Origin of the sequence: Brevibacterium pigmentatum (assembly GCF_011617465.1) — a bacterium.
Taxonomy (GTDB): Bacteria; Actinomycetota; Actinomycetes; order Actinomycetales; family Brevibacteriaceae; genus Brevibacterium; species Brevibacterium pigmentatum.
On sequence record NZ_CP050153.1, the window covers coordinates 1,922,956 to 1,942,320 of the forward strand.

Below are 19,365 nucleotides of genomic sequence, written 5' to 3' on the forward strand. Positions count from 1 at the left end.
GTGTGAGGTCTTCCTCCCTCGTCACTGTCCTCACCGCTGGTCTCGTCACGATCGCTGCGGGAGCGGCGATGTCCCTGCAGGGACGAGCGAACGGCCTGCTCGGTCAGGTGCTCGGCCACGCCGTCTTCGCCGCGCTCGTCTCATTCGTCGTCGGACTCCTCTGTGTCGGCATCGCCCTTGCGGTCTCGGCCCGTTCACGAGGGGCGGCCCGACGACTCGTCGCACTGCTGCGTGAACGCACCGTGCCCTGGTGGATGCTCCTCGGGGGCTTGAGCGGCTGTCTCGTCGTCATCGCGCAGGCCACGACCATTCCTCGCATCGGCGTGGCCATGTTCACAATGGCTTTCGTCTCCGGTCAGGTCACCGGCGGACTCATCGTCGATTCCACCGATCTGCCGCCCGGAGGTCGGCAGCGGCTGGGAGTGCTGCGCATCCTCGGCGTGCTCATCGTGCTCGCGTCCCTGGCGTTTGCTGCTGGTGATCGTCTGCAGTCGGGGGTACCGCTGTGGGCTCCCCTGCTGCCGTTCGTCTCCGGGACGCTGACGAGTGTGCAGCAGGCCTTCAACGGCCATATTCGTGCCGCTACTGGGTCGGCGGTGGTCGCGACGACGGTGAATTTCACGGTCGGCTTCGCCGCACTCGTCGTCGGCACGCTCATCCTGCTCGGATCAGGCGTTCCCTGGAGCGGATTCCCGGCCTCCCCGGGTCAGTGGTGGATCCTCCTCGGCGGGGCCTTCGGCGTGGTCTTCATCGCTCTGACCACGGTGACCGTGGCACGGCTGGGCGTGCTGCTGCTCAGCTTGTTCGCGCTCTTCGGCAATCTGGTCGGGGCGTTGGCACTCGATGCGCTGCTGCCGATCCCGGGCTCCGACGTCACGCTGACCACGGTGCTCAGCGCTGCTGGAGTGCTCGTCGGGATCGTGACGGTGCTGCCGGTCCCGGTCAGGCGTTCATCAGGAAGTCGCCGAGAACCCGCGTCCCGAACTTGAGCGCCGAGATCGGCACCCTCTCGTCGACGCCGTGGAACATGGCCGGGAAGTCGAGGTCGCTGGTGAGCTGGAGCGGGGCGAAGCCGTAGCCGGTGATGCCGAGCTCGGCCATCGACTTGTTGTCCGTGCCTCCGGAGAGCGTGTAGGGCAGAACCTTCGCGCTCGGGTCATCGGCGAGCAGGCTCTTCTGCATCTGCGCGACCAGCGGAGTGTCGAACGGCGACTCGAGCGCCTCGCCTTCGTCCTCTGCGGAAATGTCGATGCCCTCCCCCGCGAGCTCCTTGATCTTGAGCATCACGTCTTCGTGCTGACCCGGCAGTGTGCGGCAGTCGACGTAGGCGGTCGCGGTGCCGGGGATGACGTTGTGTTTGTATCCGGCTTCGAGGAATGACGGGTTCGAGGTGTTCTGCAAGGTCGGTGCCACGAACTTCTCGACCGATCCGAGCTCGGCGAGCAGCTGCGGGATCGTCTCTGCCGTGAACTCGATCCCCGTGAGCTCCGAGACGCCTTCGAGCAGCTTTCGCGTGGCCAAGGGGATCTCCTGAGGCCACGGGTGATTGCCGATCCTCGTGATCGCGGCGGCGAGCCGCGTGACGGGGTTGTCGTCATTGCGCTGAGACCCGTGTCCGGCGGTGCCGTGAGCGATGAGGTTCAGCCAGGCCAGTCCCTTCTCCGCCGTCTGAATGAGGTAGACGCGCTGTCCGCGCACGTCCACGGAGTAGCCGCCGACCTCCGAGATCGCCTCGGTGGCTCCGGAGAACAGTTCGGGCCGGTTGCGCACCATATGACGGGCGCCGTAGTTGCCGCCTGCCTCCTCATCGGCGAAGAAGGCGATCACGAGGTCTCGGCGAGGGGTGAGTCCTTGGGCCAGCATCGCCCGGACGGAGGCGACGATCATCGCGTCCATGTTCTTCATGTCCACCGCGCCGCGGCCCCACAGCAGACCGTCCTTGATGACGCCCTCGAAGGGGTCGACACTCCAGTCCTCCGCGGCCGCGGGAACGACGTCGGTGTGGCCGTGGACGACGAGAGCCGGAGCCTGCGGATCCGAGCCCTTGACACGGGCGACGAGATTGGCCCGTCCCGGTGAGGATTCGACGATTTCGGACTTCAGGTCCACCTCGGCGAGCCAGGAGGCGATGAGCTCAGCGGCCGGCAGCTCCGGGTTGGCTTTGTTCCCGCCCCAGTTCTGGGTGTCGATGCGGATGAGCTGACGGCACAGTTCGGTCACTTCGTCCTCTGCGGCACTGAAATCAAACACGGGGACTCCCCTCGGTGGTGGGTGGATCACGCGGCAGTGCTGTGATCGGCCTGACAGTCACCACCGTATCCCACCCGCGCGTCGGAAGCCGGGGAGAATGCGAAGATGGCCTCCGGATCGAAATCCGGAGGCCATCTCCTCGTTGTGCGCGAAGGGGGACTTGAACCCCCACGCCCGATAAGTTGGGCACTAGCACCTCAAGCTAGCGCGTCTACCAATTCCGCCACTCGCGCTGGCAACAGAGATAACTCTACATGCGCGAAACGGTGTCGCAAAATCGAAATCGGCTTTTGTGACGCACTGCACTTCTCACGCCATCAGTTGAGGTGTGCCACCTGCGTGAGGACGTGCGGTTTGCCGTTCTTCAGATCGAAGACAGCCGACTGCGCGGCCTCGTGGCGACGCCCTTCGGTCAGCGCATAGCCGACCGTTCCCGGCAGCAGGATCGGCTTCGCGAACGACACGTCCCAACGGTAGGACTCGAGGCGGGGATCCATCGCCGAGAACGCCCGCGAGGCGCTGTACATCCCGTGTGCGATCTGCTTCGGGAAACCGAATCCCTTCGCGGCCAGACCGTTGAGGTGGATCGGGTTGTAGTCTCCGGAGACCTTCGCATAGCGCTGGCCGATGATCGGATCCAGACGCCATACGGCGCTCGCCTGCGGCGCCGTGAACTCGAAGTGCGGCACCTGCGCCTTCGGCTTGGCTCCCGACAGCTTCCGCCCCTTGGCCAGGTACGTGGAGATCTCGTCCATCACGGGGCGTCCGTCGACCTTCGCCTCGAGCCGCACCTCGATCGTCGTGCCCTTCGTGTGCTCGAAGGGACCGGCGAGTTCGAGGTGGAAGTCGACGACCTCGCCGAGGCGGGCCTGCGAATGCATATCGACGCGGTTGTGGATGTGGACCATCCCCATCATCGGCAGCGGCACCTCGGGATCGGCCAGCAGCTGCATGCTCAGCGGGAAGCCGAGGATGTGCAGATAGCCGGGGTGGACGATGTCGTCCAGGCCGTGGCCGACGACATGGGCGAAGCCCGCATAGGCGACCGGTTCGAGCGGGATGCTGCGATCGATCGCATAGTCCGGCAGCTCCGGACCGGTGCGCGGTCCCACCGGCAGGGTCTTGAGCAGGGCACGAGCGTAGATGGGAAGCATCGAATCCGCCATCATGCACCCACCATGTTCTGACCGCACACGCGCAGGGTCTGTCCGTTGATGCCGCGAGCACCGCTGGAGGCGAGGAAGCCGATGGCTTCGGCGACGTCGACCGGCTGACCGCCCTGCTGCAGGCTCGAGAGCCGGCGGGCGACCTGGCGGGTCAATGTCGGCATCTTCGCGGTCATATCCGTTTCGATGAACCCGGGCGCCACCGCGTTGATCGCGCCCCCACGAGCAGCGAAGTCCTCCGCCGAGGCGGCGGTGAGTCCGATGACTCCGGCCTTCGAAGTCGCGTAGTTCGTCTGGCCGCGGTTGCCCGCGATACCCGACGTCGAGGCCAGGGAGACGACCTGGGCGCCGTCGGCGAAGAGTCCCTTCTCCGCCAGTCGAGAATTGATCATCGTCTGCGCGGCGATATTGACGGCGATGACGGAATCCCATTTGGCCGCGTCCATGTTCGCCAGCATCTTGTCTCGAGTGATGCCGGCGTTGTGGACGAGGATGTCCACGGGTGCTCCGAGCGCCTCGGTGATCTTGTCCGGGGCATCGGCTGCGGTGATGTCGAGCTGCAGCGACTTGCCGCCGATCCGGTTCATCACCTGCGCCAGCGCCTGACCGGCCTGCGGCATGTCGACGCCGACGACGTAGGCGCCGTCACGGGCGAGATTCTCGGCGATCGCGGCTCCGATTCCGCGTGCGGCACCGGTCACCACAGCGGTGCGTCCGGCCAGCGGGCCGGCATCGCCGGTGGACATGAATTCGCTCAGGCTCAGTCGCTGCCCGGCGTCGGAGGAGACCGTGAGGAACTGGCCGGAGACATAGGCGGATTTGCCGGAGAGCAGGAACCACAGGGCCGCTGCCACCGAGGGTGCGGTGAGGTCGACTCCGTCGAGCAGGATCCCGTTGGCGGTGGCGCCGGCGCGCATCTCATGGGCGACCGACCTGGTGAAGCCGGTGATGCCCTGGGCGGTGGCGGCCTGCTCCGGCGTCTGGCTCTGCGCATCCGGTGCCGTCGAGATGGTGATCACTCGACCACAGGCGGCCAGTGAACGCAGGGCGGCACCGACTTCGAGGACGACCGGTGACAGATCGGCCGGAGACTGCGCATCGTCGAGGACGGCGATGACAGCCCGCAGCTTCTCACCGGTCTGGGCGTTGCGGCGGACCTCGAGTCCGTTCTCCAGCAGCTGATCGGCCAGGCCTTGGGCGCCGGGACCAGCACCGAGGACGAGGACCGGCTTGTTCTCATACGACGCCGGGGTGGAGCCGAAGCGGTTGAGCTCGACCGGCTGCGGCAGACCGAGGGTCTTGGCGACCTGCTTCAGCGGTCCGTTGACGAGGGAGAGATAGGTGTCTTTCATGCTGCCTCCACAATCGCGGTGAGTCCCTGTCCGCCTGCGGCGCAGATCGAGACCAGGGAGCGCTTCTTTCCGGTGGTCTTCAGGTGCTTGGCGGTGCTGGCGATGATACGTCCGCCAGTGGCGGCGAAGGGGTGGCCGGCGGCGAGGCTCGAACCCAGTGGGTTGAGCTTGTCGCGGTCGATGGTCCCCAGCGCCTTGTCGAGTCCGACCTTGCCACGGCAGAACTCCTCCGATTCCCAGGCCGCCAGATGCGAGAGCACGGTGGAGGCGAATGCCTCGTGGATCTCGAAGACGTCGAAATCATCGAAGGTCAGGCCATTGCGCGCGAGCAGGCGCGGCACGGCATAGGCGGGCGCCATGAGCAGTCCCTCGTCACCGTCGACGAAATCGACGGCGGCGGCTTCGGCATCGACGAGTCGAGCCAGCGGGGTGTATCCGTGTTCGGCGGCCCAGTCCTCGCTGCCCAGCAGCACCGAGGAAGCGCCGTCGGTCAGCGGGGTCGAGTTGCCGGCGGTCATGGTCGCCTCGGCGGCGAGCTTCTTGCCGAAGACGGGGTTGAGCTTCGCCAGCGCTTCCACGGTCGAATCGGCACGCACGTTCGTATCGCGGCTGACCCCGAGGTACGGAGTCGTGAGATCGTCGAAGAATCCGGACTCCCATGCCGCGGCGAGGTTCTTGTGCGAGGCCACGGCGAGTTCGTCCTGAGCCTGTCGGCTGATGCCCCAGGCAGCCGTGGTGATCGCCTGGTGCTCGCCCATGCTCAAGCCCGTGCGCGGTTCGCCCGTGCTCGGTGCCTGCGGTGCGAGGTAGGCAGGGCGGATCTGCGAGGCGATCTTCGCCTTCTGCACCATCGTCTTCGCACGGGTGAGTTCGAGGAGGATCTCGCGCATCGAATCGTTGATGACGATCGGAGCGTCGGACGTCGAATCCACGCCGGAGGCGATTCCGGACTCGATCTGTCCGGCGTTGATTTTGTTGTTGAGGCTGACCACGGCTTCCAGGCCGGTGGCGCAGGCTTGACCGAGATCGAAGGCGGGCGTCGTCGGCGCCAGGGCCGAGCCGAGCACGGCCTCACGGGTGAGGTTGAAGTCCTTCGAGTGCTTAAGGACGGCGCCTCCGGCGACTTCGCCGATATTCTCCCCGGCCAATCCGAAGCGGGCGACGAGCCCGTCGATGGCCGAAGTGAGCATATCGAGGTTCGTGGCCTTCGAGTACTGCTTGTTCGAGCGGGCGAACGGAATTCGGTTGCCGCCGAGGATGACGGCGCGGTTGTTGGGAGCGGACATGTGCACCTCCGAGTGGTTGATTTAGCCGATACCGACAGTACCTGATACTGTCGGTTACATGAAATCGATCACAGACGGCCGCTCGACGAGGTGGCAGAAGCACCGCGATGAGCGTCGTCGCGAACTTCTGCGCTCTGTGCGGCTCGTCGTCGACGAATACGGCGATGACATGTCGATGGAGCAGATCTCGGACGCGACCGGAACGTCGAAGTCGGTGCTTTACCGATACTTCGCCGACCGGGCGGGTCTGCAGGCAGCCATGGGCGAATGGGCGATGGGCGTCATCGTCCGGTCTCTCGATGAGGCCGCGGCCGCCTCGGCGAAGGGCGAGGGTTCAGCCGCGGCGCAGGAGTCCCTGGCCGCGATGATCCGCGCATTCGTCACGCTCGCCGGGAATTCCCCGAACGTGTATCGCTTCTGCGACACCGCGGTCAACCGGTTCGCGCCCGAGGAGACCGGCGGTTTCTTCAATTCCGTTGCCGGGCAGCTGGCCGAACGCCTCGACCTGAGCGGGGAGCAGGCTCGGCTGTGGTCGGCCGGAGCGATCGGTTTCGTCCGCGCCGCCACCGAGACGTGGCTGTCCCGACCGGACCGGCCCGAGGAATTCGCCACCACCATCACCCATTGGCTCTGGGCAACCCTGCCCGAACAACGAGGAGTAGAAAAATGAAGCTGTCTCTTGACCCGAAAGCCATGAACGACGTCCTCGACGGACATTGGGCAGAAGCTCGCCGACTCGGGCGGACCCTGGCCGAAGCGTCGTCGACCCATGACGATCCGGCCGATGATCTCGACACCGCACGGGCGAAGACCCTCGACGGGGTCATGATGATGGCCGAGACCGGACTGCCGATGACAGGGCTGTCACCGGAGATGGGCGGAAAGAACGAACACGCCACGAACGTCGCCGGGTTCGAAGAGACCGTCACGGCCAACCCGAGCCTGCAGATCAAGGCCGGCGTCCAGTTCGGACTCTTCGGCGGAGCGATCCTCCATCTCGGGGATAAGGAACAGCATCAGAAGTGGCTGCTCGACGCTCAGTCCGGCCGTCTGCTGGGTTCGTTCGCGATGACGGAGATCGGGCACGGATCCGATGTGGCGAACGTGGCGACCACCGCCACCTACGATGAGGCGACCGAAGAGTTCGTCATCGAGACCCCCTTCCGGGCCGCAACGAAGGAGTACATCGGCAACGCCGCCCGCGATGCCCGGGCCGCCGTCGTCTTCGCTCAGCTCATCACCAAGGGAGTCAAGCACGGGGTGCATGCATTCTTCGTGCCCGTCCGCGACGAGGCCGGTGAGCCGATGCCGGGAGTCTCGATCGAAGACGACGGCTACAAGGGCGGGCTCAAGGGAGTCGACAATGGGCGCCTCGCCTTCGACTCCGTGCGGATCCCACGCACGAACCTGCTCAATCGCTATGGAGACGTCACCGCCGACGGCACGTACTCCTCACCCATCGAATCGCCGGGACGCCGCTTCTTCACGATGCTCGGCACTCTGGTCCAGGGCCGCGTCTCGCTCGACGGCGCCTCCGTGGTCGCATCGAAGATCGCCCTCGACATCGCCGTGCGCTACGGACTCGAACGCAAGCAGTTCACGGCCGGCGATGACTTCGCCGAGACGACTCTGCTCGACTACGGCCGGCATCAGCGTCGCCTCATGCCAGCCCTCGCCGCCGTGTACGCCTCGGCGTTCGCGCACGAGAAGCTGCTGACCTCCTTCGAAGAGGTCTTCGCCGGAGCCGATGACTCCGAGGAGAACCGGGCTCTGCTCGAGACCCGGGCGGCTGCGTTCAAGGCCGACTCGACCTGGATGGCGCTCGACGTCATCCAGGAATGCCGTGAGGCCTGCGGCGGTGCCGGATTCATGGCGGAGAACCGCCTCGTGGGGCTGCGCGCCGACCTCGACGTCTATGTCACCTTCGAAGGCGACAACACGGTGCTGCTGCAGCTCGTGGCCAAGCGCCTCCTCGGCGATTATGCGAAGGAATTCGCGAACCTCGACGTCGGCGGAGCCGCCCGCTTCATCGGCACCCAGGCCGCCGAACATACGCTCTACCGCACCGGTCTGGCCAATGCCGGACGGGCGATCTCGGATGCGCTGACCCCGAACCTCGGCGACAAGCGGATCAGGTCGGGACGCCTGCAGCGGACTCTGCTCGAGACGCGTCTGGAGGTCATGGTCGCCGGAGTTGCTCAGGCGCTGCGGCCTGCGACGAAGATGCCGGCCGCGCAGGCGGCCGATCTGTTCAACGTCCACCAGCATGAGCTCATCGAGATGGCACGCGCCTATGTCGAGCTCGAGAAGTGGAAGGCGCTGGACGAGAAGATGAAGGAGCAGACCGACGCCGATCAGGCCAAGGCTTTCCGTCGTCTGCGTGACACCTACGGTCTCGGACTGATCGAGAAGCACATGGCCTGGCACCTCATGTACGGTCGCCTGCCGATGGCGCGTGCACGCCAGATCAACGAGACGCTGAACCGTCTGTGCAAGAAGCTCGCGGCCAATGCCCTCGACCTCGTCGAAGCATTCGGCTACTCGGACGTCCATCGTCGGGCCACCATCGCATCCGGCGTCGAAGCCGAGCGTCAGGCAGAGGCCGCCGACTACTACCGTCGGGCGCGGGCTCGTCAGGACTTCCCGGTCGACGAGAAGCAGCTGCGCCAGGCCACGAAGAAGAAGGCGAAGGCCGCCGCACGGTGACCGCAGGCCCGTGATCCGGGCCACCAGAAGACCCCCGCAGCGAACGGTCTGCGGGGGTCTTCTGGTGTTTGGGGTGATTCGGAGCCGTCTCAGTCGGCGAGGAAGTCGGCGAGTACCGCGGAGATCTTCTCGGTCTCGGTGAGGAACCCGTCGTGGCCGACCGGGGAGTCGATGATGTGGTGCCGGACCCTCCCGGGCAGCGCCTCGGCGAGGATGCCCACCTGCTCCGGCGGGAACAGCCGGTCCGAGGACACGGAGACGACGAGGTTGTCGGTGCAGGCATCGGCCAGTGCGGTCGTGAGGTCGGAGGACCGCCCTCGGCGCACGTCGTGATCGCGCAGGGCGCGGGTGAGCACGATGTAGCTGTGCGGGTCGAACCGTGCGGTGAGCTTCTTGGCCTGGTGGTCGAGGTACGAGGTCACCTCGTAGTAGTCCTCCGAACGCAGCCGACGGGAGAAGCGTTCGTTGAGATCGGCATCATTGCGATACGTCAGATGCGCGATCTGCCGGGCCAGGCCGAGGCCGTGGCTGGGAAAGCTGCCGACGGCCGAATAGTCACCGGAATAGTAGTCGGCGTCGAGTTCGATCGCACGTTCCTGCATCATCGCCCAGGCGATCTGGTCGGCTTCGCAGAAAGCCGGTGCGGCGATGACCGCACATTTGCGGACCTTCCGCTTGTCCAGCAGAGCGAACTCCAGCGCTCTGGCACCTCCCATGGATCCGCCGATGACGGCGACCCAGGAGTCGATGCCGAGGATCTGAGCGAGGTTGTGCTCCAGGCGTGCCATATCGCGGATCGAGACCCGAGGGAATCGGGAGCCGTAGGCCAGGCCGTCATCGTAGGTCGACTGCGGCCCGGTCGTGCCCGAGCAGCCCCCGAGGGAGTTCGCACACACCACGAAGTACTTGTCGGTGTCCACGGCCTCCCCGGGACCGACGACACCCGCCCACCATTCGGTGACGCGGGTGTCGCCGGTCAGAGCGTGTTCGATGAGGATCGCATTGGACCGGTCGGCGTTGAGGGTGCCGAAGGTCTCATAGGCGATCTCGACCGTGCCGAAGGTGTGCCCCGAGTCCGTGCCGAAGCCCAGGATCCTTTCGACGGAGGTGCTCTGGGTGGTCATCTCAGGCCGCGGCCGACGCCTTCGCCGCTGCCGCTGCGAAGCCCTTGTCGAGGTCGCCGATGATGTCGTCGATGCCTTCGATTCCCACGGACAGACGCACCAGGGCAGGGTTGACTCCGGCGGCCTTCTGAGCTTCTTCGTCGAGCTGAGCGTGCGTGGTCGAAGCCGGGTGGATGACGAGCGAACGAACGTCACCGATGTTCGCCACCAGGGAGTGCAGTTCGAGGGCGTCGACGAAGGCCACAGCCGCGTCGTATCCGCCGGCGATGTCGAAGGCGAGCACCGAACCCACACCGTTGGGCAGGTACTTCTTGGCCAGATGGTTCCAGGGGCTCGACTCGAGTCCGGCGTAGGCGACGCGGTCGACCTGGCTGTGTGCCTCAAGGTAGGAAGCGACCTTGTTCGCATTCTCCACGTGGCGTTCGATGCGCAGGCTCAGGGTCTCGATGCCCTGGGCCAGCAGGAACGCGTTCGTCGGGCTGAGCGAGGGTCCGAGATCGCGCAGGCCCTGCACGCGGGCCTTGAGTCCGAAGGACACGTTGGCTCCGAAGGGTCCGTCGGCGCCGAGGTCACGGGCGAAGACGAGTCCGTTGTAGGAAGCGTCGGGTTCGTTGAAGCCGGGGAATTTCTCCGGCTGTGCGCCGTAGTCGAAGTTGCCGCTGTCGACGAGGACTCCGGCAACGGAGTTGCCGTGGCCGCCGAGGTACTTCGTAGCGGAGTGGAGCACGACGTCGGCACCGAATTCGATCGGACGCACGAGGTAGGGGCTGGCGAGTGTGTTGTCGACGAAGAGCGGCACACCGGCTTCGTGGGCGATTCCGGAGATCGCCTCGATGTCGAGGATGTCCGAGCGCGGGTTCGACACGACCTCGCCGAAGAGGAGCTTCGTGTTGTCCTGGATCGCGTTCTTCCAGGCTGCGTGGTCGTCGACGTCGACAAAGGTGGTTTCGATGCCGAGCTTGCGCAGGGTGACATCGAAGAGGTTGACGGTTCCGCCGTAGAGGCTGGAGCTGGCCACGATGTGGTCACCGGCTCCGGCGACGTTCGTAATCGCGAGGAAAGCCGCGGACTGGCCCGAGGCGGTGAGGACGGCGTGGACGCCGCCTTCGAGATCGGCGATGCGGTTCTCGACGACTTCGTTCGTCGGGTTCGTCAGGCGGCTGTAGACGGGGCCGACGTCGGTCAGCGCAAAGCGCGCCGCGGCGTGGTCGACGTCGTTGAACACGAACGAGGTGGTCTGGTGGATGGGCAGGGCGCGCGAACCGGTGACCGGGTCGGGTGCCTGTCCGGCATGGATCTGACGGGTTTCGAATGCCTGGGTCATGGTGACTCTCCTCTGTGAGTGCGGTGGCGGTGTCGCTGGTTGAGGCGATGTGATGTGTCTACTGTCATCGACTTCTCCGGCTTGCGTCCGCCTGTCTGTCATGTTGGCGTCATCATGTGTCATCTTTCGTCACACCCGGACGTGTTCGTGCGTCACACAGCTGCTCCTGTGTCATACCTGGGCCGGCTGTCTGCAGCTGCCGGCGATGCAGGCTGTCTGCAGCTGCCGGCGATGCAGGCTGTCTGCAGCTGCCGGCGATGCCGAGGACACCGGAAATCGGGGTCACGGGGAATCGCGGTCACCGGAAATCGATGTCACCGGAAGTTGCGGGCCTTCGTCGGCAGCTGCACTTCGAGGGGGATGAGTTTGTGCGCGTAGAGGCTCACCACGTCTCCCCCGCGTTGGATGAGCCCGGTGACGACGAGTGCGTTGCGGGAGGTCGCGACCGTGCGGAAGCGCTTCATCAGCCCGGCCGTGGCCACCACATTGAGCATCCCGAATTCGTCCTCGAGGTTGATGAAGGTGATCCCCGAGGCGGTCGCCGGGCGCTGCCGGTGGGTGACGATCGCGGCCACCGTCATCCGGGTTCCGTCCGCTGCACGCGCCGCATCCGCGGTCGATGAGTATCCGCGGGCGATCAGCGACTCGCGCAGGATCTCCGTGGGGTAGCCGTCGACGGTGATTCCGGTGGAGAAGAGCTCGGCCAAGGTCACGTCGAAGGCGTCCATGGCCGGCAGGGTCGGGGCCGAGTCCACGCTCGCCGTCCCCGGCAGCAGCCCCGGATGGGCACCGGCGACTCCCCCGGCCAGCCACAGCGCCTGCCGTCGGTCGAGGTCGAATCCGGACAGGGCTCCGGCTGTGGCGAGGGATTCCAGGGCCTGTCTGCCGATTCCGGTGCGTTCGGCCAGGTCCGCCACCGAGGTGAACGGCGCGTTGTCGCGTTCGGTCTCGATCACCTCGGCGAAGGAGCCGACATGCGCGACGGTGTCCAGTCCCAAGCGGATCCCCAGCTCCTCCGCCGAGGCGGTGCCCCCGTCCCCGGCCCCCGCCTCGGTGATGGTGTGTCCCGGCTTTCCGGGTTCGACCCGTTCGAGGTCCGTGGCTGCTCGGGACCGGTGGATGTCGACGGGCAGGATCGGCACTTGGTGCCGGCGGGCGTCGGCGATGAGGGACTGCGGGGAGTAGAAGCCCATCGGCTGGCTGCGCAGCAGTCCGGCGGTGAAGGCTGCGTGGTGGTGGTATTTGAACCAGGCGGACTGATAGACGAGGTTCGCGAAGCTGATGGCATGCGATTCGGGGAATCCGTAGTTCGCGAAGGCGGCGATGGTGGAGAAGATCGTCTCGGCGGTGTCCTCGTCCACTCCGCGGTCCATGGCTCCGGTCCGGAACTTCTCGGCGAGTTCGGCCATCCGCTTCTCCGACCGACGTGAGCCCATGGCCTGCCGCAGCCGGTCCGCATCGGCCCCGGTGAACCCCCCGACGTCGATGGCCATCTGCATGAGCTGCTCTTGGAACAGGGGGACCCCGCAGGTCTTGGCCAGGGACTTCTCGAGCAGCGGGTGGAGGTATTCGACCTCGTCGAGGCCCTGCCGTCTGCGGATATAAGGGTGGACGGAGCCGCCTTGGATCGGTCCCGGTCGGATGAGAGCGACTTGAACGGCCAGGTCGTAGAACGTCGTCGGTCGCAGTCGGGGCAGAGTGGCCAGCTGAGCACGGGATTCGACTTGGAAGACCCCTATCGCATCGGCTCGGCAGAGCATCTCGTAGACGGCTTCGTCGTCGTCATCGATCTCCGCCCGGTCGATGAGGACCCCGGTGTGGCGGTGGACGAGCCCGACCATCTCGTGCAGGGCGGTGAGCATGCCCAGGCCGAGCAGGTCGAACTTGACCAGGTCCATGGCCGCGCAGTCGTCCTTGTCCCATTGGACGACGGTGCGGTGGCCCATCGTCGCCTTCTCGATCGGTACGACTTCGCCGATGGCGCGGTCAGCGAGGATCATCCCGCCGGAGTGGATGCCCAGATGGCGCGGGGAGCCGAGCAGATCCTCGGCGACGTCGAGCACCGGGGCGGGCACCGGTGAGTCCGCGGCATCGGGCAGGCTCGACCACCGGTTGCTCGACTTCGAGAACGCATCCTGCTGTCCGGGGGCATAGCCGAGGCTGAAGGCGGCGTCCCGGATCGCCGATTTCGCACGGTAGGTGATGACATTGGCGACCTGGGCGGCCCGGTCGCGGCCGAAATGGTCGTAGACGTATTGGATGACCTCTTCGCGGCGGCCGGATTCGATGTCGATGTCGATGTCCGGGTACCCCTTGCGGTCCGGGGACAGGAACCGGTCGAAGAGCAGTCCGTGTTTGACGGCGTCGACGGCGGTGATGCCCAGGACGTAGCAGACCGCGGAGTTCGCCGCCGATCCCCGCCCTTGGCAGAAGATGCCCATATGGCGGCAGAATTCGGTGATGTCGAAGACGATGAGGAAGTATCCGCAGAATCCCAGCTGCGCGATCATGTCCATCTCCCGGTCCAGCTGTTCCCAGGCCCGGGGGTTCTCGGCTCGGGTTCCGTAGCGGGTGCGGCCGCGTTCGGCGATGAGGCCGCGCAGATACGTCTCCCCCTCGGTCTCATCGGGCATCGGAGCCTTCGGCAGATCGGGTCGGGCCGAGGAGAGGACGAAGGAGCATTCCCGACCGATCCGCACCGCATTGTCCAGGGCCTGCCGAGGGAAGCGTGCGAGCATCTCCTCACCGGTATGGATGCGTGCGCTCGCCGTCGCCGGCAGCCATCCGGCCAGTTCGTCCAGGGACTTCCGCGACCGCACCGAGGCGCGCACTTGGGCCGACTTCCACGCGGCCCGAGTGGCGAAGTGGACGGCATTGCTGGCCATGACCGGCAGACCCGCCCGCTGTGCCAGATCGCCGAGGTGGCGCAGCCGTTCGTCGTCATCCGGGGTTCCGTCCCGGCTGAGTTCGACGGCGACCCGGTCGGGTCCGAAGAGTGCGGTGAGTTCGCGCAGAGCGCTGAGCCCGCCGTCATCGTCGCCCAACGCTCGTCGCAGCGGACCTTTGCGGCAGCCGGTGAGGATCATCCAGTCGCCGTCCTTTGCCGCGAGCTCTTCGAGGTCGAAGAGAGGGCGGTTCTTCTCACCGCGCAGGTTCGCCTCGGTAATGGCCTGAGAGAGCTGGTGATAGCCCTCGACGCTGCGGGCGAGGACAAGCAGGTGGGTGGCGTCGGGATCGGTCTGGCCGGGGATCTTCTCGGTCAGCCCGATGGACAGCTCGGAGCCGAACACGGTGTCCAGCCCCACCTCGGCGGCGGCGTGGGCGAAGCGGACGGCTCCGTAGAGTCCGTTGTGGTCGGTCAGCGCCAGGGAGCTCAGCCCGGCGGCGGCACCGGCGGCGACGAGTTCTTCGGGGTCGGAGGCTCCGTCGAGAAAGCTGAACTGGGAATGCACATGCAGCTCCGCCCAATCCACGCTGCTCCGGCACAGCAGCGGTCCGCTGCCGGGGCTTTGAGCGCCGCCGGTGTCTTTCGGCCCCTGATAGCGGCTGAGTCTGTCCGAACCGCCGGGACCGACCGAGACCTGGTAGCGGTCGGGGCGGGAGAACGCCGGGGCGTCGGAACCGTCGGCGTGCTTATCGACCGGGTGATCGGTCGGCTGGTCCACGGGCGGCTTGGCAGCGGACAGCTTATCGACGACCGGCTTGTCGACGTCGTCCTTGCCTTCGAGGCGGCGGGCCAGCTTCGACCACGGTGTGCGCGGGTTCGAGAATCCCATCGGGTCTCCTCCTCTCAGGTGGGGTTGCCGGTCAGCGGTAGCGGCCCGTGAGGTACCACTGGCCGCGTTCTTTGCTCAGCAGGAGAGCACGACCGGTATCGGTGACCACCTGCAGACGGGTCCGGTAGACGGCTCGGCTCGGGTCCCACCATCCGGATTCGATGGGCCAGGAACCGGAGTAGTCGGTGATGGTCTCGGTCTGCCCGGTGGGGAATCTGATCGTCGCCGGCGCCGCACCCAGCCCCGAGGGGCGTGCCTCCACCGGTGATCCGTCGGCGGCGAGCACGTCGACGGCGGAGTGTTCGACGGTCGTCGGACGGGGCGCGTGCAGGGCCCCGGGCCAGGGCGCGGCAGGACTGCGCTCGGGGGCGGCCGTCTGCTGCCACGGGGTCCACAGGTTCGTCTCGGCGGGGTCCCACCCGCCTTGGAGTCCCGGAACCAGGACGGCATCGGGACCGAACAGTCCCTGCAGACGCTCGAGCGTATGGGTGATCTGCCCGGTGTTCTCGTCGAACAGACTGCGCGTGGCACCGATCGGGGTGGTCAGTTCGGCCGCGATGAGACGCAGCGCGATGATGCCGTCCTCGGAGAAGTCCTCGGCATCGGGTGCCGGTTCGTCGACGATGTCGAGCGCCTGCGGGTCAGACTGTTCCGCGCCGGGGTTCTGCCCCGCACGGGTGCTCCGCCCCGGCCCGGGTTCCTGCCCTGGTCCGGAGCTCTGTTTCGGCCCGGAGCCCTGTTGCAGCCCGGCGTTCCCGACTCCGGTGCCCACTCCGGCCAGCCAGCCTTCGGCCTGCCACCGCAGACGGTCGGCGATCGCGTTCTCCTGCATGTCCTCGATCCGCCAGGTCCGGGACGAGGACTGGCCGGCCGCGGCATCGAGTTCGATCGTGATCTGGGTGCAGACCAGCCCCTGCCTGCGCACCTTCCCCAGCAGATCTGCGCCGAGCTGGCGGGCGAGGAAGCCGAGGGTGTCGCTGCGGGTTGTCGGGGCATCAAGGTCGAGTTCGACATCGAGCTGTTCGCCCCGGGCATGATCGGCGAGCGGGGCTCCTGCCCGCCCGGAGGCCAGGTCGTGCAGATGCCGACCGAAGGCACCGAAGCGCGCGTTCACGTCTTTGGCCTCGAGACGGGCGAAGTCACCGAGGGTGCGCAGCCCCAGCTGCAGGAAGACCTCGATCAGTGCGGTCGCCTCGGCGCCGGCGTATTCCAAGGTGGTGATCGGCTGGGCGGAGAGGAAGTCCACGGTCTGCCCGGGTTCGACCCGACGCGCCTGCCCGGCGGCGAGGACCGCGGCGAAGACGGTGTCGGCGATTCCGGGGAAGAACTCCCACCCGGTGTCGGCGACGAGAGCCGAGACCAGAGTCTCGACAGCACTGGCTTCGTCGGCGTAGCCGTGTCTGAGCGAGTCGAGGGGGATCGCCAATGTGCCCGGGCTGAGCAGGGTGAACCGGGCGACGAGGCCCTCGAGGGCACCGACCCCGGCGCTGAAATGTCGGTTGTCTGCCTCTTCGTCCCAGACCGCGACGTGGGCTTCCGGACAGCGGTATCCCACGGCGCGCTTGTTGTTCCCGGCGGTGATTCCGGCGGCACGGGCCGGAGCATTGGCGGCGATCACCCTGCCCGCGTGGAGGACCGCGACAGGACGGCCCGGAGCGATATCGTGTTCGACCGCTGCGGCCACCGCCGGCCAGTCGGGCACGGTGAGTACGAGGGTGCGGCCGGACTCATCCGACATGGCTGATCACCTTCCGCAGCTGCGTGATCGCCGACCACCGAGGATCATCGGCCGTGTCCGCGTTCGTGTCCGTGTCCTCTGCAGGAACGGCGCGGGCTTCGGCTGCCACGTTCGCAGTCCCTGCGGAGCCCCCGCCTGCCACCACTTCCAGCGTCCCCGCGGGGACGCTGGTGGGAGTCCCTGAGGGTCCCGGCAGCAGGAACCGGTGGGTTCCCGTCTGTGAACGAACACGGACGAGGCAGGACTGCAGACGTCCGCGACCGTGTTCGGCACCCGACCAGCGGGTGTCGGTGATCTCGATCTGCTCCGTGCTGCCGGACATGGGGCGGAGGCTGATGAGGCTCATCCGCCGTTCACGGATCTTCGCCAGGAGTCGGGCCCGTTCGGAAGCGCTCGGGGCGAAGCCGGGGTCGACGAGGATGATGTCGAAGGACTCGATGAGGATCGAGGCCACTCGCAGCCAGTCCTCACCGGGAGTCGCGAGGTTGACGAAATGGTCGAGGTCGACACCGAGGTCGGCGATCGAGGACACGGACGGCTCGCCGAGTCCGATGCCGGCACACCACTTCTGCTCCCGGGTCGCCGCAGCGATCGTCGCCAGCCCGCAGCTCAGCGACAGCTCACCGGTGACGGTGACGAGTTCCCCACGCGGCAGGCCGCCGCGACGGAACAGCGGAGAGAGCACAGGATCCACCGGATGGGGTGGGATCTTATCGAACAGCGCCGCAGCCGTGGAGATCCCCGTCTCCCGGCTGAGCTGTTCGATGACTGGTGCTGCTGACATGACATCCATTATCGAACTGGTGTTCTAAATTGGCAAGATTCAGGCAGCCGCATTCTTCTCCCGGGCGTGTCGCCATTCGGCTTCGAACATCCATGCGATACAGAGGCCGAGGTCAAAGCCGTAACCGCCACCGACGGTGCCAGGATCCGCCGCTTTCGTGATCTTCTTGACCTCGGCGACGCGAACCGCTGTGTTGAACATCATCCGTCCCCTCACTCGACTTTCCAGAGGAAGCAGCTGAGAGCCGTCGGGCATGTAGAAGGCAAAGGCGGCGGGACCGCGCATCGCTCCGGCGAAGTCCGCTCCGGTGCGTTCGATGCGCAGCTGGTACTTGTGCACCACGGTGTGGTGACGACGGCAGAGCAGGATGAGATTGTCCATGTCCGTCGCCCCTCCCTGCGACCAGGGGCGGATGTGGTGGGCGTCGCATCGTCGGCGGCTCCGGCAGCCGGGGAACTGGCAGCAGACATCGCGCACACTCAGAGCCAGTCGCTGCCGCCTGCTCACCAGACGCTTCGACCGCCCGAGCATGAGGACGTCGCCTCCGGAGTCCTTGATCACCCCGCTGATGAGAGCCTCGCAGCTCAGACGCTCCGCCGTCGCTGCAGTGATGCCTCCGAATCCCTCGATCCGACAAGTCGTGTCCGCGCGCTCTTTCTGCGTCCCCGCGGGGACGTCTTCCTCGTGCGTCGCCCCCGTCAGCATGTCCGCCCTGGACTTCCCTCCGGCAGACGTCCCCGCGGGGACATCGGTTTCGGTCGCAGCCCTTGCGGGGATGCTCCCCTTCGGGGGCTCAAAAGCAGGGGCGGCCTCCACTGTGGCGCCGCTGCGGGTGATCACCTCGGCGGAGGCATGGACGAGCAGGCGGGCACGGTCGGCATCGACCGAACCGGCGGGCGCAGCGCGCGGGAAGGCCCGGATGACCTCCATCAGGCACATCACCTGGGAGACCGGCTCGTACGGCACTTCCCCAGCACTGTTTTCGACTTCATCCTCCGCACCGGACTCTGCCGTCTCGCCCACCTCGGCGATAGGGCGCTCGAGAACCTGACGGGCGGCGTCGAGCATTGTGGCGATCTCCGCCGCTTCATCCTCCTCGAGCTCGATCGTGATGCGAGTGCGCCCCGGCGCCACCTGACGCATGCTCACACTGTCCTGGGCCAGGTACAACGGGAACGGGCCGTTGTCGATCTTGTCGGCCAGCTGCTGGTAGTTCTGCGAGATCCGACTGATCTGACTGCCGGTGGCAAGTGTGGCCAGACGCAGCGCCTCGTCGTCGCCGATCCGCTCCCCCAGCCGGGTCACCTCCCTCACCTTTGAGAAGCTGACATCACCGCCCGCCAAACTCTCCTTCACCTTCGGCATCTCCCGCAGCGCCCTCATCACACGCACATACTCGCGAGCCGTGTGCATGCTCACTGACGCCACATGCATCACCCACTCGGTCAGGGTCTTCACTCCGACCCATTCCGCCCACAGTCCCCGCCTTTCGACCTCGTCGATGAGGGCGATGACGCGTGCATGGCAGAACGAGATGCATGATATGTTGCGCCGAATGCCATCCACGATCTGCGCACAGGTGAGGGTGCTGAGATCTACGTCGTCCACGGATCCCCCATAGTCTTTCGAATCGACGCTCAGCCCATCGAGTTCTGCGGCCTTCGCCGCACGCGGTCGCACCGTCTCCCCCGAGGTCGAATCCGGCGCTGCCGCTTCCCTCGAGCGCCTTGCCCTCTCCACGATCACATCCCATGAATCGCCCTGTTCTTCGTTGCGCATGGCTCCCCTCCCCGCGGCCATTCGGCCCTCCGGCTCCGCAGCCCCCATGACCGCCGACCGTGCCATCACTCTAGAACTCG

Annotated in this window: 13 protein-coding genes and 1 tRNA gene; 3 read left to right on the forward strand and 11 right to left on the reverse strand. The window is 66.5% G+C overall.

The genetic code is table 11. From position 1 onward, the window contains the following. Positions 1–2 precede the first annotated feature (2 nt). Positions 3–989, forward strand: a complete 987-nt coding sequence (locus GUY30_RS08775; RefSeq protein ID WP_167196308.1) for a DMT family transporter — start codon at positions 3–5, stop codon at positions 987–989. Here the strand turns inward: GUY30_RS08775 and GUY30_RS08780 are convergent. The 5 genes from GUY30_RS08780 to GUY30_RS08800 all read right to left on the reverse strand — a co-directional run bounded on the left by GUY30_RS08780 (position 943) and on the right by GUY30_RS08800 (position 6,054). Continuing rightward, entirely contained in the window at positions 943–2,250 is a 1,308-nt protein-coding gene (locus GUY30_RS08780) for a M20/M25/M40 family metallo-hydrolase (protein WP_167196311.1), read from the reverse strand. The genes GUY30_RS08775 and GUY30_RS08780 overlap by 47 nt on opposite strands. Positions 2,251–2,395: 145 nt before the next feature. Continuing rightward, positions 2,396–2,483, reverse strand: a tRNA-Leu gene (locus GUY30_RS08785). An 84-nt stretch (positions 2,484–2,567) separates the two neighbouring features. Continuing rightward, positions 2,568–3,404, reverse strand: coding sequence for a MaoC family dehydratase (locus GUY30_RS08790; protein WP_228281836.1), 837 nt, complete (start codon positions 3,402–3,404; stop codon positions 2,568–2,570). An 11-nt stretch (positions 3,405–3,415) separates the two neighbouring features. After that, positions 3,416–4,768, reverse strand: coding sequence for a 3-oxoacyl-ACP reductase (locus GUY30_RS08795; protein ID WP_167196317.1), 1,353 nt, complete (start codon positions 4,766–4,768; stop codon positions 3,416–3,418). Then, on the reverse strand, positions 4,765–6,054 hold the full coding sequence (locus GUY30_RS08800; RefSeq protein WP_167196320.1) for an acetyl-CoA C-acetyltransferase: 1,290 nt from the start codon (positions 6,052–6,054) through the stop codon (positions 4,765–4,767). The genes GUY30_RS08795 and GUY30_RS08800 overlap by 4 nt, the downstream gene beginning before the upstream one ends. A gap of 58 nt (positions 6,055–6,112) precedes the next feature. Between GUY30_RS08800 and GUY30_RS08805 the strand changes: the two genes are divergently transcribed. Next, positions 6,113–6,724 (forward strand): TetR/AcrR family transcriptional regulator, encoded by a 612-nt coding sequence (locus GUY30_RS08805; protein WP_167196323.1) that lies wholly within the window; start codon positions 6,113–6,115, stop codon positions 6,722–6,724. Continuing rightward, a complete protein-coding gene (locus GUY30_RS08810) occupies positions 6,721–8,760 on the forward strand; it encodes an acyl-CoA dehydrogenase family protein (protein ID WP_167196326.1) in 2,040 nt (679 codons plus the stop codon). Before GUY30_RS08805 ends, GUY30_RS08810 begins: the two co-directional genes overlap by 4 nt. An 89-nt stretch (positions 8,761–8,849) precedes the next feature. Here GUY30_RS08810 and metX read toward each other — a convergent pair whose 3' ends face one another. From metX to GUY30_RS08840, 6 genes are all read right to left on the reverse strand, one after another. Further along, positions 8,850–9,884, reverse strand: coding sequence for a homoserine O-acetyltransferase MetX (gene metX / locus GUY30_RS08815; protein ID WP_167196329.1), 1,035 nt, complete (start codon positions 9,882–9,884; stop codon positions 8,850–8,852). A 1-nt stretch (position 9,885) separates the two neighbouring features. Beyond that, complete coding sequence (locus GUY30_RS08820; protein ID WP_167196332.1) at positions 9,886–11,208, reverse strand: O-acetylhomoserine aminocarboxypropyltransferase/cysteine synthase family protein; 1,323 nt, start codon at positions 11,206–11,208, stop codon at positions 9,886–9,888. A gap of 314 nt (positions 11,209–11,522) precedes the next feature. After that, the gene (locus GUY30_RS08825) at positions 11,523–14,984 is read right to left on the reverse strand and encodes an error-prone DNA polymerase (protein ID WP_167196335.1); all 3,462 of its coding nucleotides are present in this window, start codon (positions 14,982–14,984) and stop codon (positions 11,523–11,525) included. Positions 14,985–15,015: 31 nt separating this feature from the next. Then, entirely contained in the window at positions 15,016–16,722 is a 1,707-nt protein-coding gene (locus tag GUY30_RS08830) for a DNA polymerase Y family protein (RefSeq protein ID WP_167196338.1), read from the reverse strand. Continuing rightward, entirely contained in the window at positions 16,712–17,506 is a 795-nt protein-coding gene (locus GUY30_RS08835; protein ID WP_228281837.1) for a DnaE2-dependent mutagenesis accessory factor ImuA', read from the reverse strand. The genes GUY30_RS08830 and GUY30_RS08835 overlap by 11 nt, the downstream gene beginning before the upstream one ends. 39 nt (positions 17,507–17,545) lie before the next feature. After that, positions 17,546–19,285, reverse strand: coding sequence for an HNH endonuclease signature motif containing protein (locus tag GUY30_RS08840; protein WP_167196368.1), 1,740 nt, complete (start codon positions 19,283–19,285; stop codon positions 17,546–17,548). Positions 19,286–19,365 lie beyond the last annotated feature (80 nt).